Genomic DNA, 14,553 nt, shown 5'->3' with positions numbered 1-14,553 from the left:
TCTGACACGACGCCTTCGCTGGCAAGCCAGCTCCTACAGGGGATCGGTGTATGGACGGAGATCGGTGTTGGCGCTTATTGCGCTTCGATACGGAATCCAAAGCGCGGAAAGTGCACATGCACCACGCCGCCACGCTCGTCTTCGCGACGCACAATCAACTCTTCGCAGCCCGCAAACATCAACTCACCGGCCACCGGGTCAACCCCGTAATCGGTGGCGGCAATCACTACCTGCTGGCCAGCCGCAAACCCGTTCGGCTCATCGAACTGCTCATCCGGCAAAACCGCCGGCGTAGCATGGCGCGCAATCTCCAATGCCTCCCCGGACGTCATCTCGCTGGACGCGCCATGACCGAAACCCGACACACGCCCCAGCCACGCCGAAACCGCCGGATAAGCATCGACCAAGGGTGAAGTGACGGTCGTCGCCTTGAGGAACCACAACGAATGCGCCAGGGCAAAGTCGGCGATCGAGGGCTCACCCAACAGGAAGTCGCCCTGCTCGCGCTGAAGCTGCTGCTCCAGGCGCGCCATGATCGTTGGCCATTGATGCCGGGCCTGCTCGGCCGACAAGCGCGTGGCGCTGCCACCGCTGAACAACTCGGTGCGATCGGCGATGAACGCCTTGATCGCTTCCGGTGGCATAGTGCCGAAGCGTACAGCGATCGATTCCGGTTGAAACACCAGGCTGACCGCATGCTGGAATACCACCGAATCGGCCCAGGCAGCGAAGGTCGCAGCGATCATTTCCTGACCTTCCGGAAAAAACGCCGGCAAGGCTTTTTCCTGTTCCAGACGACGGGCGATCAGTGCCGTGTCGCAATAGACATCAGCGCCGACCTGCAACACCGGCGTCTTGCGATAGCCGCCGGTCAACGCCGTCAGATCGGGTTTTGGCATCACCGGCGAAATGGTCACCGAGCGCCAGGACAGCCCCTTGAACCCCAACAGCAGGCGGGCCTTTTCGGAAAAAGGGGACGTCGGGTAATGATGAAGAATCAACTCGGACATGCTCGGCTCCGCCGCACGGGTAAGGAGTTCGCAGCTTAGCGCGCAATCCACACCCAGCCCACCCATCTGCCTGATGGGAACTTATCAGTCAGATTGATAAGCCTGCCGTCGCGCTCGCCACCAGGCATTCCTTGGCGCTTTTTTTCAGTTTTTTGATCAGCCGTTCCTGCCGCAGGGCGTCGCTTTTGTCACGGCAGACTTCGGTATACACCAATGCCACGGCCGGACTGGACAGGAAAAATCGCGCGCCTTTGCCACGCTGGTGAGCGGCAAAGCGGCGGACCGGGTCGTCGCTGACCCCGCAGTAGAGCGAGCCGTTGGCCGCGCGCACGAGGTAGACGAACCAGGATTTGCTCACCGGGGTATCGGCGTCGACAGGATTTTCGCTGAGGCTGGTCACGTCACGGTCAAGGCTGGAAAGTAAACAAGCGCTGATCTTATCAGCGACTGGCCTGGAATGCCTTCAACCCCTTCAAGGCCTGCGCGCGAACGGCGTTTCTCGCCGCGGGTGTCCAGCCCAGCAGCAGCCCTTTGAATCCCAGCGCCTGACGGGACCAGGCCCACAGATCGAAACTGTCGTGATGCTCGCAAATCTTGCCGTCACGAAACAAGAAACGCGCCTGAATGTCATTGACCACGGTGTTGCCGGTCTGGCTGAACAGGTAGGTCGCCACCCAGTGCGCACCGCCGGTGCGTTCATCGCTGCGCACGTTGTCGAACGTCAGGGAGAAGTCCTTGGCCCGGGTAGTGAGCATGCGCCACATGTCACCGGCATCACGGCCGCGCAGTTCGCCAAACGCCGGGTCACTGAACACCACGTCATCGGTGTAGCAGGCGCTCATGGCCTCGGCATCGAGCCGCTGGAAGGCTTGGTAGAACTGGGTGATCAATGCGTTATGGGCATCACTCATGGGCAGGCTCCCCGGGGTTGCAAAATGACGACGAAAGATTGCCTGCACGATAGTCTGCCAAGGGGCGGAACACTATCGGCATTCGTGGGCCGAATGCCGAGAATGTGGAGTCGTCAGACCTTTTCGCCGACCACCTGAACATATAACGAACGCCCGGCACCGAGGCCGGCAATGATCGCGCCGAGGCCGATGACGCCGAAAATCCAGCCCAGGGCGCTCCAGCCGCCGGTCCAGTCATGCACGATGCCGACCGCGAACGGTCCCATGGACGCCAGGGTGTAACCGAAGCCCTGGGCCATGCTCGACAGGTTGGCCGCCACATGGGCGTCCCGCGAGCGCAGCACGATCAGGGTCAATGCCAGGCTGAACGTAGCGCCTTGCCCCAACCCCAGCAGGATCGCCCAGCCCCACAAACCGTCGAGTGGTGCATAAAGGCAACCGAACAAACCGCCGAGGGTCATTGCCATGACGATCACGATCGCCATTCGCTGATCCTTGCCACGCGTCGCCAGCCAGGGTGCTGCCAGCGAGCTGATCAACTGGATAATCACCGAGCCCGACAACACCAGACCGGCCTGGGTTGGCGTCAGGCCGCGCCCGATCAGAATCGACGGCAGCCAGCCAAACACGATGTAGGCCAAAGACGATTGCAGGCCCATGTATAAGGTCACTTGCCAGGCCAACGGGTCGCGCAACAGCCCTCGGACCCGATAGGCAGCATGATGCGCGCCGTGTTTCTGGCCTACTTGCGGCAACCAGAAGATTGCCGCGACCAACGCTGGAATTACCCAGAAGCCGAGACCCAAGGCCCAGCTTTTGTCGAAATGTTCGCTCAAGGGCACGGTCGCGCCAGCCGCCATGGCCGCACCCAGACACAGAGCCATGGTGTAGACGCCGGTCATGGTGCCGGCCTGTTTCGGGAAGTCGCGCTTGACGATGCCCGGCAGCAATACGCCGATCACACCGATGCTCGCGCCTGCCAGCACGCTACCGGCAAACAGGCCGATCTCGCCGAACGAGCTGCGCAGAATGATCCCGCCAGCGAGCATCAGCAAAATCCCCAACACCACCCGCTCGGCACCAAAACGTCTTGCCAGCACGGGCGCCAGGGGTGCGAACAAGCCAAGGCAAAGCACCGGCAACGTCGTCAACAACCCGGCCTGCGCCGAGGACAACCCGAGCGTTTTCGAGACCTCGCTGAGCATGGGCGCCATGCTCGACAGTGCCGGACGCAGGTTCAGCGCCACCAGAATCAGGCCCAGCAACAACAGCCACGGACGGCGCAGCCTGGGCTGACTTTGCTGGACGGTTTCGTCATCCGCCTCGGCATCGATCAGCAGTTCTTCGAGTTCCGCCGTGCGCTTGGCTTGGGTGATGTGGCTATTGCTGGACATGGCATTCTCGGTGGCAAGGTTCATTGATCAGCTGCCTCGACAAGGCTTTGGCCCGCTCCGGGTCCCGTTGCTCGACGGCATCGAGCAGTTCGATATGCAGGTCGAACACTGCCTGGCGACGTAGGCTGACGTTCAAGGTCTGGCGCAAATGCGCGCCGACGATGCTGGAGAAATATCGATACAACTCGCTGAGGGTAGGGTTGTGCGCGGCATCCACCAGACGCCGATGGAACACCAGATCGCAGGCGATGTAGGTGTCGAGATCACCGTGGTAGTGACTGCCACTGACGCTTAACGCTTCGCGCAATGCCACCAGGTCTTCATCGGTGCGGCGCAACGCCGCGAGGCCAATGGCTTCGACTTCCAGGATGTGCCGGGTCTCCCGCGCCTGCTCAGGGGAGCAGCGGGACAAGGCTTTCATCGTGTCCAGGGGGTCAAACACTGCCCGCAGGTAGCTGCCGTCGCCTTGGCGGATCTCGATCAAACCGGAAAACGCCAGCACGCGCATGGCTTCGCGCACGGTGTTGCGGCTGATGCCCAGTTCGGCGGACAGTTCGGGTTCGGTGGGCAAGCGTTGGCCGACGGTCCAGGTGCCTGCATTGATGCGCTGGCGCAACTGGTCCAGCGCCTGATCGACCAGGGATCGTTTGATTAATGGAGACATGTCTGACATGGAATTCGCCCTTTCATCCAATCATAGGATGAATTTTCTGACATGGTAGTCAGCTTTATCCACGAGGGCAACCCGACGTTTCACAACCCCCTGTAGGAGCTGGCTTGCCAGCGAAGGCGATGTTCCATCCAACATTAACGGTGACAGACGCACCGCTTTCGCTGGCAAGCCAGCTCCTACAGGGGAATGCGTGTTTCTGCGGGCAAAAATAAACCCGGACCAGGTCCGGGTTTATTTCACTGCCAGGTGTCGATCAATGCAGGATCTGGCTCAGGAACAACTTGGTCCGGTCATTCTGCGGGTTATCGAAGAAGTCGTTCGGCGCCGCCTGTTCAACGATCTCACCCTTGTCCATGAAGATCACCCGGTTGGCCACGGTACGGGCGAAGCCCATTTCGTGGGTGACGCAAAGCATGGTCATGCCGTCTTCGGCCAGGCCGATCATGGTGTCGAGAACCTCTTTCACCATCTCTGGGTCGAGTGCCGAAGTCGGTTCGTCGAACAGCATGATTTTCGGTTTCATGCACAGCGCCCGGGCAATCGCCACGCGCTGCTGCTGGCCGCCGGACAGTTGCCCCGGGTATTTGTGCGCCTGCTCCGGAATGCGCACACGCTCCAGGTAATGCATGGCGATTTCCTCGGCCTTGCGCTTGGGCATCTTGCGCACCCACATCGGTGCCAGCGTGCAGTTCTGCAGGATGCTCAGGTGCGGGAACAGGTTAAAGTGCTGGAACACCATGCCGACTTCACGGCGGACCGATTCGATCTGCTTGAGATCGTTGGTCAGCTCCACGCCATCGACCACGATACGACCCTGCTGGTGCTCTTCCAGACGGTTGAGGCAGCGGATGGTGGTGGATTTGCCGGAACCCGACGGGCCGCACAAAACGATACGCTCGCCCTGCTTGACGTTCAGGTTGATGTCTTTCAGTACATGGAACTGGCCATACCACTTGTTCACGCCCTGCATCTGAATAATGCCTTCAGGGCTCACAGGCTGTTTGATCGCTTCACTCATAAACTACGCTCCTAACGCTTGTGGCCAGTGTCCAGCTTACGTTCCAAATGCATGGAGTAGCGGGACATACCAAAACAGAAAATCCAGAACACCAAGGCCGCGAACACATAGCCTTCGGTGGCCATGCCCAGCCATTTCGGGTCGGCGGCGGCTTGTTTGACGCTGTTGAGCAGGTCAAACAGGCCGATGATGATCACCAGGCTTGTGTCCTTGAACAGCGCGATGAAGGTGTTGACGATGCCGGGGATCACCAGCTTCAGGGCTTGCGGCAGGATCACCAGGCCCATGCTGCGCCAGTAACCCAGGCCCATCGCCGCGGCCGCTTCGTACTGGCCTTTGGGAATCGCTTGCAGACCGCCGCGCACCACTTCGGCCACGTAGGCCGACTGGAACAGGATCACGCCGATCAGCGCCCGCAGCAGCTTGTCGAAGTTCATGCCTTCGGGCAGGAACAACGGCAGCATCACCGAGGACATGAACAGCACCGTGATCAACGGCACGCCGCGCCAGAATTCGATGAAGGTCACGCAGACCACGCGAATCGCCGGCATGTTCGAGCGCCGCCCCAGGGCCAACACGATTCCCAACGGCAATGCACCGGCTATACCGACGGTGGCGATCACCAGGGTCAGCATCAGGCCGCCCCATTGGCTGGTCGCCACCGCGCTCAGGCCAAACACGCCGCCGTGCAGCAGGCACCAGGCAATGATCGGGTACAGCACCAGGAAGCTCAGCCCGTACACCGCTTTACGCGGAAAGCGCGAGATGAACAACGGGGCCACGCCGATCACCGCCAGCCACACGGTCAGGTCCACGCGCCAGCGCAGGTCGACCGGGTAGTAGCCGTACATGAACTGGCCGAAACGCTGCTGGATGAACACCCAGCAGGCGCCGTCCTTGGTGCAGTCGGCCTGGCTGGTGCCGACCCAGTTGGCGTCGAGGATCGCCCAGCCCAGGATCGGCGGGACCACCAGGTAGATCAGGTAGAACGCGAACAGGGTCAACAGGGTGTTGAGCCAGCTGGAGAACATGTTGGCGCGCATCCACGCCACCACGCCGATGCTGCGGTTCGGCGGCGGCATGTCAGGTTTGAAAGTATGAGTACTCATGCGCTTTTCCTTACCGCTCGATCAGCGCAATGCGCTTGTTGTACCAGTTCATCAGCAGGGAAATGCTGATACTGATCGCCAGGTACACGCTCATGGTGATCGCAATCACCTCGATCGCCTGCCCGGTCTGGTTCAGCACCGTGCCGGCAAACAGCGAGACCATCTCTGGATAACCGATCCCGGCCGCCAGCGAGGAGTTCTTCGCCAGGTTCAGGTATTGACTGGTCAGCGGCGGAATGATCACGCGCAGGGCTTGCGGGATGATCACCTTGCGCAGGGTCGGGCCGTTGCGCAGCCCCAGGGAGTGCGCCGCTTCGGTCTGGCCGTGGCTGACCGACTTGATGCCCGAACGCACGATCTCGGCGATGAACGCCGCGGTGTACACGGTCAGGGCCAGGGTCAGCGCCAGCAGTTCCGGGATCAGCACCCAGCCGCCGATGAAGTTGAAGCCCTTGAGCTGCGGCATTTCCCAGTGCACGGGCGCACCGAAGATCAAGGCGCACAGTGCCGGGATCAGCAGGAACAGCGCCAGGCTGGCCCAGAACTTGTGGAACGGCACGCCGGTGGCTTCGAAGCGTTTGGTGGCCCAGCGGTTCACCAGCACGATGGCGACGATGGCCACGACAATGCTCGCCACAAACGGCCAGAAACCGTCCGCCGCCAACGCCGCCGGCATGTTCAGCCCTCGGCTGCTGACGAAGAAGGTGTCGCCGAAGTTATGGCTGTTGCGCGGCCCCGGCATGGTCAGGAACACCGCGAAGTACCAGAACAGGATCTGCAGCAGCGGCGGAATGTTGCGGAAGACTTCTACATACACCGTCGCCAGCTTGGCGATGATCCAGTTTTTCGACAGCCGAGACACACCGACGATGAACCCGAGGATCGTCGCCAGGATCACGCCGATGAAGGTCACCAGCAGCGTGTTGAGCAGGCCGATGACAAATACCCGGGCATAGCTGTCCGATTCGGTGTAGTCGATCAGGTGTTGAGCGATGCCGAAACCGGCACTGCGCTCCAGAAAGTCGAAACCGGAGGTAATGCCCCGGTGCTGAAGGTTGGTCTGCGTATTGTCGAACAGGTACCAACCCATCGAGACCACCGCGACAATGGTGATGATCTGAAATAGCCACGCACGCACTTTTGGATCGCTGAGGCTGAGCCTCTGCTTTGGTGCGCCGATTGAATTTTGCATGAAGTGCCCCGCAAATAATGGAACAGAACATCACCCGGCGGTTGGCCCACCGGGTGATAGAACCATCAGCGCACTGGTGGTGCGTATTGAATGCCGCCGTTGTTCCACAGGCCGTTCAGCCCGCGGTCAATGGCCAGCGGAGTGCTCTTGCCGAGGTTTCTCTCGAACACTTCACCGTAGTTGCCCACTTGCTTGACGATCTGCACGACCCAGTCCTTCTTCACTTTCAGGTCTTTGCCGTATTCACCGTCAGCGCCCAGCAGACGAGCGACGTCAGGGTTCTTGGTGGATTTGGCTTCAGCTTCAACGTTCTTCTGGGTGATGCCCATTTCTTCAGCGTTGAGCATGGCGAACAGGGTCCACTTCACGATGCTGAACCACTCTTCGTCGCCTTTACGCACGACCGGGCCCAGGGGCTCCTTGGAGATGGTTTCCGGCAGAACGACGTAGTCGGTCGGGGTACCCAGCTTGCTGCGTTGTGCGTAGAGCTGGGATTTGTCGGAGGTCAGCACGTCGCAGCGACCGGATTCCAGCGACTTGGCGCTTTCATCGGAGGTGTCGAAGGTGATCGGGGTGTATTTCAGGCCGTTGCCGCGGAAGTAGTCGGAAACGTTGAGCTCTGTGGTGGTACCGGCTTGAATGCAGATGGTGGCGCCGTCGAGCTCTTTGGCGCTCTTCACGCCCAGCTTGTTGTTCACCAGGAAGCCGATGCCGTCGTAGTAGGTCACGCCGGCAAACACCAGGCCCATGCCCGAATCGCGGGAGCTGGTCCAGGTGGTGTTGCGCGACAGCACGTCGATTTCGCCGGACTGCAGCGCGGTGAAGCGCTCTTTGGCGTTCAACTGGCTGAATTTGACCTTGGTCGCGTCGCCGAATACGGCAGCGGCCACAGCGCGGCAGACGTCGGCGTCGATACCGATGATCTTGCCAGTGGAGTCCGGAACCGAGAAGCCCGGCAGGCCGTCACTGACACCGCACTGTACGAAACCTTTTTTCTGCACTGCATCCAGGGTCGCACCCGCCTGAGCGAACCCACTGACGCCGAGCACTGCGGCTGCAGTCACGACGGCCAGGGTGGATTTCAACATCTTCATTCAAACCTCCAGTTTTGCTCTTGTTGTGTCGGAGCGTAAGTCCTGTCGCACCCTTGTGAGGCGTTGTAGACCCATGTTGGCTTTTTTTAGGGTCAACCGACGTCGGACCTGCGCCATGAGTCTAGTAGGAGAAAATCCACAGCATGGACCTCTCACTTCTCACCAATCGGCCGAACGGGCGGTAGCCCTTTCACGTTCGCGAAGCCCGTAGCGGCCACTGGCGAACATCCATCACCGGATTTTTGCTATCCCACAGCCAGCGGTACACTGATAGTGTTACCGCCAGGCGCGGGATCGGTTGTACCGATTCCCCATAGCAAAGCCCGTACCAGAGCGCTCAAGAATGCGCTTAAGCGACAGGTCAATAGCAAAACTTGTAGCCTTGCGACATCTTCTTAACTGATCAACCAGCCGCGCCCCCGGATCTCGCACTGATCGAGAGCGCACGCACATATATGGAGCACCCATGACCGAGCCCTTGATTCTTCAACCCGTCAAGCCCGCAGACGCCTGCGTTATCTGGCTGCACGGCCTGGGCGCCGACCGCTACGACTTCCTGCCGGTGGCCGAAGCGCTGCAGGAAACACTGTTGACCACCCGTTTTGTTTTCCCTCAGGCACCGACTCGCGCCGTCACCATCAACGGTGGTTACGAGATGCCAAGCTGGTACGACATATTGGCCATGAGCCCGGCGCGCGCGATCAGCCGCGAGCAGCTGGAAGCGTCCGCGCAAAGGGTCCTGGATCTGATCGAAGAGCAACGCGCTGGTGGAATAGACGCCTCGCGGATCTTTCTGGCCGGTTTTTCCCAGGGCGGTGCCGTGGTGTTGCACACCGCATTTTTGAAATGGCAGGGGCCGCTGGGTGGCGTACTTGCCCTCTCGACCTATGCACCGACCTTCAGCGACGAACTGGAGCTTTCCGCCAGCCAGCAGCGCATTCCCGTGCTTTCCTTGCACGGCCAGTACGATGACGTGGTGCAAAATTCCATGGGACGTACCGCCTACGAGCATTTAAAGCAGCGTGGTGTCACCGTGACATGGCGGGAATACCCAATGGGTCACGAAGTGTTACCCGAGGAGATTCGCGACATCGGCACCTGGCTCGCCGAGCGTTTGCGTTAACGGTTTATGTGAAAAACAGCCCATTGATCCATCCCCCTACGCCGCGCCCGATTCTTGCATTACACTGGCCGGCGTATATTCCTTAATCAATTGATGAGATGACCGTGCTCAAAGCACTCAAGAAAATGTTCGGTAAAAGCGAGACTGAGCAACTCGCGCCAGTCTCCAGCGCTCCGTCTCACCTCCCCAGCCACCGCACCGACGGTCATCAGCCTGACCGGACCGCTGCCGCAGCGGTACCGAAGCACGCGCCGGCACCCACACCGGCCGTCCAACCTGCCCCGGCCATCGCTGCCGAGCAACCGCTCAGCGAAGCCGCAAAACCTGTAAAACCGCGTCGCGAACCCAAGCCGAAAGCACCGGTCATTCCCTGGAAACTCGAAGACTTCGCCGTCGAACCCCAGGAAGGCAAAACCCGTTTCCACGATTTCAAACTCGCCCCCGAACTGATGCATGCCATCCAGGACCTGGGCTTTCCGTATTGCACGCCGATCCAGGCGCAGGTGCTTGGCTTCACCCTTGCAGGCAAAGACGCCATCGGTCGCGCCCAGACCGGCACCGGCAAAACCGCCGCGTTCCTGATTTCGATCATCACCCAGTTGCTGCAGACCCCGCCGCCGAAAGAGCGCTACATGGGTGAACCGCGGGCGCTGATCATTGCGCCGACCCGGGAACTGGTGGTGCAGATCGCCAAGGACGCGGCCGACTTGACCAAGTACACCGGCCTCAACGTCATGACGTTTGTCGGCGGCATGGACTTCGACAAGCAGCTCAAACATCTCGAAGCCCGGCATTGCGACATCCTCGTCGCCACGCCGGGCCGTTTGCTGGACTTCAACCAGCGCGGCGACGTGCACCTGGACATGGTCGAAGTCATGGTCCTGGATGAAGCCGACCGGATGCTCGACATGGGTTTCATCCCACAAGTGCGCCAGATCATTCGCCAGACCCCGCCGAAGAACGAACGTCAGACGCTGCTGTTCTCCGCGACCTTCACCGAAGACGTGATGAACTTGGCCAAGCAATGGACCACCGACCCGTCGATCGTCGAGATCGAGGCGCAGAACGTGGCCAGCGAAAACGTCGAACAGCACATCTATGCCGTGGCCGGTGCCGACAAATACAAACTGCTCTACAACCTGGTCAACGACAACGGCTGGGAGCGGGTGATGGTGTTCGCCAACCGCAAGGACGAAGTGCGACGCATCGAAGAGCGTCTGGTGCGTGATGGCGTGAATGCCGCGCAGCTGTCCGGCGATGTGCCGCAGCACAAACGCATCAAGACCCTGGAAGGTTTCCGCGAAGGCAAGATCCGCGTGCTGGTCGCCACTGATGTGGCCGGTCGCGGCATCCACATCGAAGGCATCAGCCATGTGATCAACTTCACCTTGCCGGAAGTCCCGGACGACTACGTGCACCGCATCGGTCGGACCGGTCGGGCGGGCGCCGATGGTGTATCCATCAGTTTTGCCGGTGAAGACGACTCTTACCAGCTACCGTCCATCGAAGCGCTGTTGGGCCGCAAGATCAGCTGTGAAACGCCACCGACGCATTTGCTGCGGGCGGTAGAACGCAAGCGCCCGTAACGCAGGCGCATAGAAAAAAGGCGCAGCCGGAAACGGACTGCGCTTTTTTTTCGCCCCGAAATCACTGTAGGAGCGAGCTTGCTCGCGATGGTCGTGAACGAAAACGCGTAAAACCAGATGCCCCTCCGCGTCCTTGAGTTTTTCGCGAGCAAGCTCGCTCCTACAAAAGGCGCTTGCTCGATACAACTAAAAGTCCATAATGGACAAATTAGTTTATCCACTGCGGAGCCTGCCATGTCCAGTACGCCTTACGTGATCACCCAACATCAGGCCCGTGAGCTGCTGGCGCAGGTCGATGTGCCACAGATCCTGCGCACCTTGTTCCGCGACCTGGCCGCCGGGCAAGCGGTGCAACCGGCGCAGCAACTGGTGGAGTTTCCCCAGGGCGCCGGCGACTTCATCAACTATTTGGGCGTGCTGGCCGCAGAGGGTGTTTACGGGGTCAAGACCTCACCTTACATCGTGCGTGAACAAGGCCCGCTGGTGACGGCCTGGACGCTGTTGATGTCGATGCAGACCGGTCAGCCGCTGCTGCTGTGCGATGCTGGCGAACTGACCACCGCCCGCACTGCGGCCACGACGGCAGTGGCGGTCGACGCCCTCGCGCCCCTGAAAGCGCAGCGCCTGGCGATTATCGGCAGTGGCAAAGTGGCCCAGGCGCATCTGCACTACGTCAAGGGGCTGCGCGACTGGCAGAGCATCAGCCTCTACTCGCCGAGTCTGAGCGGCAAGAATGCCGAAGCACTGGCATCGCTGCGAGCCCTCGACCCACGCCTGACCATCGTCGACAGTCGCGAGGCGGCCGTTCAAGACGCCGATGTCATCCTGCTCTGCACCTCATCCGCGGGCCCGGTGATCGACCCTTCCGAGCTGAGCAAGCCGGCGCTGATCACCTCGATCAGCACCAACGCCCCGCGCGCCCATGAAGTGCCGCCGCAGAGCCTCAATGACATGCAGGTGTTCTGCGACTATCGCCAGACCACTCCGGGGGCTGCCGGTGAGATGCTGATTGCCGGTGAACGGCATGGCTGGGACAAGGGCGCGATTATCGGCGACCTGCCCGATCTGCTCAGCGAAAAAGTCCAGCGTCCGGACTACGACCGGCATGTGTTCTTCCGCTCCATCGGCCTGGGCCTGGAAGACATCGCGCTGGCCAATGCCATCTACCACCTATATCTCTGACACACACCGCCTGTAGGAGCCGGCTTGCTGGCGAATGCATCACCGCGGTTAGCCTGACAAACCGCGGCGCCTGCATCGCCAGCAAGCCGGCTCCTACAGGGGGCACCGACACCATTGGCATCGCGCCCATCAGGAGACGTTCATGAGCCAGGCAGACTACATCATCATCGGCGGCGGGATTGCCGGCGCTTCCACCGGCTTCTGGCTGTCCCGGCAGGCCCGGGTGATTGTGCTCGAACGCGAATCCCATCCGGCCTATCACTCCACCGGACGTTCAGCCGCGCTGTTCACCGCAGCCTATGGCACCCCCCAAGTGCGGGCGCTGACCCAGGCCAGCCGCGACTTCTTCGACACGCCGCCGACCGGTTTCTGCGAACACCCGCTGCTCACCCCACGCGGTGAGATGACCGTGGATTTCACCGGCGATCCGGCTGAACTGAACAATCAATACCTGAGCGCCAAAGCCACAGTGCCCGAGATGCAACTGCTCAGCGCCGACGAAGCCTGCGCGCGCCTGCCGATCCTGCGCCGGGAAAAAGTCCACGGCGCGATCTACGACCCGACCGCCAGCGATATCGACACCGATGCCTTGCACCAGGGTTACCTGCGCGGTATCCGCCGCAACCAGGGTGAAGTGCATACCGACAGCGAAGTCCTGAGCCTGACCCGTGATGCCGAAGGCGTGTGGCAGGTGCAAACCAGCGGCCAGACGTTCAGTGCGCCGATCATCATCAACGCCGCAGGCGCCTGGGCCGACAAGATCGGGGAACTGGCGGGTGCCCGGCCGCTGGGCCTGCAACCGAAGCGGCGCGCGGCCTTCATCTTCGCCGGTCCTGAAGGCGTGGACATCCACCACTGGCCGATGCTGGTCAGTCTCGACGAATCGTTCTACATGAAACCCGACGCCGGCATGTTCCTCGGCTCGCCGGCCAACGCCGACCCGGTGGAACCCCACGACGTGCAGCCTGAAGAGCTGGACATCGCGATGGGCATCTACCAGATCGAAGAAGCCACCACCCTGACCATTCGCCGTCCGACCCGCACCTGGGCCGGCCTGCGCAGTTTCGTACCAGACGGTGATTTGCTGTCCGGCTTCGATCCGCAGGTACCCGGACTGTTCTGGGTCGCGGCACAGGGCGGTTACGGTATCCAGACCTCGCCTGCCATGGGCCAGGCCAGCGCCGCACTGGTTCGCGGTGAAGCCTTGCCCGAGCAACTCACACGCTTCGGCCTGAACGCCGCCATGCTCTCCCCCGCCCGCCTGGGCTGAGTGGCGTCCTCAGGTGACGTCTCGCCACGATTGCGGCAAACTTCCGGCACCCTGTTTCACAGGGTGCCGATGCTGCCTGGAGCTCCATTATGAACGCCCACGAACAAGATCCGGCCCTGGATGCCTCTGCGCTGGCAAGTTCGCCACTGGATAACTTCCGGGCGATTGCCGATGCCATCGCCACGCTGTTCTTTCCTCATGCCGAAGTGGTGCTGCACGATCTGCGCACGCAAAAGGTCGACTACATCGCCAACAACCTGTCGAAAAGGGAAATCGGTGACGACTCGGCACTGGAGGACATGCTCAGCGACGACATCAGCGAACGAAACATCGGGCCGTACGAAAAGCTCAATTGGGATGGCCAGAAAATTCGCAGCCTCAGCAGTGTGCTGCGTGACAGCGAGGGTCATCCCCTGGCCGTGCTGTGCATCAATCTGAATATTTCGCTGTTCGAGAACGCCAAGGCGGCGCTGGATCTGTTCCTGTCGCCAAGCAAGTTGATTCCGCAGCCGGATTCGCTGTTTCGCGATGACTGGCAGGAGCGGATCAATACCTTCCTCCACGCCTGGCTGCGCGAGCGCCAGCTGAGCCTGAACCTGCTGACCCGCGACCACAAACGCGAACTGGTGCTGGCCCTGCACGCCGAAGGTGCCTTCAAAGGCAAAAGCGCCTCCAACTATGTGGCGAACGTGCTGAACATGGGGCGGGCGACGGTGTACAAGCATTTGAAGGAATTGAAGGGCTGAAAACCAACACGCATCCGTAGGAGCCAGGCTTGCCGGCGAAGGCATCCTGTAGGAGCCAGGCTTGCCGGCGAAAGCGTCCTGTAGGAGCCAGGCTTGCCGGCGAAAGCGTCCTGTAGGAGCCAGGCTTGCCGGCGAAAGCGTCCTGTAGGAGCCAGGCTTGCCGGCGAAAGCGTCCTGTAGGAGCCAGGCTTGCCGGCGAAAGCGTCCTGTAGGAGCCAGGCTTGCCGGCGAAAGCGTCCTGTAGG

At 61.0% G+C, this 14,553-nt stretch carries 14 protein-coding genes; 5 read left to right on the top strand and 9 right to left on the bottom strand.

The window, feature by feature from the left end; translation table 11 throughout:
- Positions 1-74 precede the first annotated feature (74 nt).
- From F8N96_RS08255 to F8N96_RS08215, 9 genes are all read right to left on the bottom strand, one after another.
- A complete protein-coding gene (locus tag F8N96_RS08255; RefSeq protein WP_150797387.1) occupies positions 75-1,010 on the bottom strand; it encodes a glutathione S-transferase family protein in 936 nt (311 codons plus the stop codon).
- 88 nt (positions 1,011-1,098) lie between these two features.
- Entirely contained in the window at positions 1,099-1,410 is a 312-nt protein-coding gene (locus F8N96_RS08250) for a GIY-YIG nuclease family protein (RefSeq protein WP_150797386.1), read from the bottom strand.
- Between the two features lie 40 nt (positions 1,411-1,450).
- Complete coding sequence (locus tag F8N96_RS08245) at positions 1,451-1,921, bottom strand: nuclear transport factor 2 family protein (protein ID WP_150797385.1); 471 nt, start codon at positions 1,919-1,921, stop codon at positions 1,451-1,453.
- A 113-nt stretch (positions 1,922-2,034) separates the two neighbouring features.
- On the bottom strand, positions 2,035-3,339 hold the full coding sequence (locus tag F8N96_RS08240) for a CynX/NimT family MFS transporter (protein ID WP_150797384.1): 1,305 nt from the start codon (positions 3,337-3,339) through the stop codon (positions 2,035-2,037).
- Positions 3,302-3,988 carry a FadR/GntR family transcriptional regulator gene (locus tag F8N96_RS08235; RefSeq protein WP_150797383.1) on the bottom strand — a complete coding sequence of 229 codons (687 nt, stop codon included), beginning with the start codon at positions 3,986-3,988 and terminating at the stop codon, positions 3,302-3,304. Before F8N96_RS08235 ends, F8N96_RS08240 begins: the two co-directional genes overlap by 38 nt.
- Positions 3,989-4,241: 253 nt before the next feature.
- Positions 4,242-5,006 (bottom strand): amino acid ABC transporter ATP-binding protein, encoded by a 765-nt coding sequence (locus tag F8N96_RS08230; protein WP_150797382.1) that lies wholly within the window; start codon positions 5,004-5,006, stop codon positions 4,242-4,244.
- 11 nt (positions 5,007-5,017) lie between these two features.
- Positions 5,018-6,115: an amino acid ABC transporter permease gene (locus F8N96_RS08225; RefSeq protein ID WP_150765917.1), complete on the bottom strand. Its 1,098-nt coding sequence runs from the start codon at positions 6,113-6,115 to the stop codon at positions 5,018-5,020.
- Positions 6,116-6,125: 10 nt separating this feature from the next.
- Complete coding sequence (locus F8N96_RS08220) at positions 6,126-7,307, bottom strand: amino acid ABC transporter permease (protein ID WP_150797381.1); 1,182 nt, start codon at positions 7,305-7,307, stop codon at positions 6,126-6,128.
- Positions 7,308-7,372: 65 nt separating this feature from the next.
- On the bottom strand, positions 7,373-8,401 hold the full coding sequence (locus F8N96_RS08215; RefSeq protein ID WP_150746905.1) for an amino acid ABC transporter substrate-binding protein: 1,029 nt from the start codon (positions 8,399-8,401) through the stop codon (positions 7,373-7,375).
- 466 nt (positions 8,402-8,867) lie between these two features.
- On the opposite strand from F8N96_RS08215, the gene F8N96_RS08210 reads away from it, so the two are divergent.
- From F8N96_RS08210 to F8N96_RS08190, 5 genes are all read left to right on the top strand, one after another.
- Positions 8,868-9,524: an alpha/beta hydrolase gene (locus F8N96_RS08210; protein WP_150765914.1), complete on the top strand. Its 657-nt coding sequence runs from the start codon at positions 8,868-8,870 to the stop codon at positions 9,522-9,524.
- A 98-nt stretch (positions 9,525-9,622) separates the two neighbouring features.
- Positions 9,623-11,110, top strand: coding sequence for an ATP-dependent RNA helicase RhlB (gene rhlB / locus F8N96_RS08205; RefSeq protein WP_150797380.1), 1,488 nt, complete (start codon positions 9,623-9,625; stop codon positions 11,108-11,110).
- A 234-nt stretch (positions 11,111-11,344) separates the two neighbouring features.
- Positions 11,345-12,292, top strand: coding sequence for an ornithine cyclodeaminase family protein (locus F8N96_RS08200; protein ID WP_150797379.1), 948 nt, complete (start codon positions 11,345-11,347; stop codon positions 12,290-12,292).
- A gap of 142 nt (positions 12,293-12,434) precedes the next feature.
- Entirely contained in the window at positions 12,435-13,562 is a 1,128-nt protein-coding gene (locus F8N96_RS08195; protein ID WP_150797378.1) for an NAD(P)/FAD-dependent oxidoreductase, read from the top strand.
- 89 nt (positions 13,563-13,651) lie between these two features.
- Positions 13,652-14,308: a transcriptional regulator gene (locus F8N96_RS08190; protein ID WP_150797377.1), complete on the top strand. Its 657-nt coding sequence runs from the start codon at positions 13,652-13,654 to the stop codon at positions 14,306-14,308.
- Positions 14,309-14,553 lie beyond the last annotated feature (245 nt).

The organism is Pseudomonas fluorescens (assembly GCF_902497855.1).
GTDB classification, from domain to species: Bacteria; Pseudomonadota; Gammaproteobacteria; order Pseudomonadales; family Pseudomonadaceae; genus Aquipseudomonas; species Aquipseudomonas fluorescens_BI.
This window is presented reverse-complemented; position numbering and strand designations above follow the sequence as displayed.

What these genes read in the sequence shown, in the direction of transcription:
- rhlB (WP_150797380.1), top strand. Translation starts at nt 9,623, where the DNA reads ATGACCGTGCTCAAAGCACTCAAGAAAATGTTCGGTAAAAGCGAGACT.
- F8N96_RS08255 (WP_150797387.1), bottom strand. Translation starts at nt 1,010, where the DNA reads ATGTCCGAGTTGATTCTTCATCATTACCCGACGTCCCCTTTTTCCGAA.
- F8N96_RS08200 (WP_150797379.1), top strand. Translation starts at nt 11,345, where the DNA reads ATGTCCAGTACGCCTTACGTGATCACCCAACATCAGGCCCGTGAGCTG.
- F8N96_RS08220 (WP_150797381.1), bottom strand. Translation starts at nt 7,307, where the DNA reads ATGCAAAATTCAATCGGCGCACCAAAGCAGAGGCTCAGCCTCAGCGAT.
- F8N96_RS08225 (WP_150765917.1), bottom strand. Translation starts at nt 6,115, where the DNA reads ATGAGTACTCATACTTTCAAACCTGACATGCCGCCGCCGAACCGCAGC.
- F8N96_RS08230 (WP_150797382.1), bottom strand. Translation starts at nt 5,006, where the DNA reads ATGAGTGAAGCGATCAAACAGCCTGTGAGCCCTGAAGGCATTATTCAG.
- F8N96_RS08245 (WP_150797385.1), bottom strand. Translation starts at nt 1,921, where the DNA reads ATGAGTGATGCCCATAACGCATTGATCACCCAGTTCTACCAAGCCTTC.
- F8N96_RS08190 (WP_150797377.1), top strand. Translation starts at nt 13,652, where the DNA reads ATGAACGCCCACGAACAAGATCCGGCCCTGGATGCCTCTGCGCTGGCA.
- F8N96_RS08240 (WP_150797384.1), bottom strand. Translation starts at nt 3,339, where the DNA reads ATGAACCTTGCCACCGAGAATGCCATGTCCAGCAATAGCCACATCACC.
- F8N96_RS08235 (WP_150797383.1), bottom strand. Translation starts at nt 3,988, where the DNA reads ATGTCAGACATGTCTCCATTAATCAAACGATCCCTGGTCGATCAGGCG.
- F8N96_RS08215 (WP_150746905.1), bottom strand. Translation starts at nt 8,401, where the DNA reads ATGAAGATGTTGAAATCCACCCTGGCCGTCGTGACTGCAGCCGCAGTG.
- F8N96_RS08210 (WP_150765914.1), top strand. Translation starts at nt 8,868, where the DNA reads ATGACCGAGCCCTTGATTCTTCAACCCGTCAAGCCCGCAGACGCCTGC.
- F8N96_RS08195 (WP_150797378.1), top strand. Translation starts at nt 12,435, where the DNA reads ATGAGCCAGGCAGACTACATCATCATCGGCGGCGGGATTGCCGGCGCT.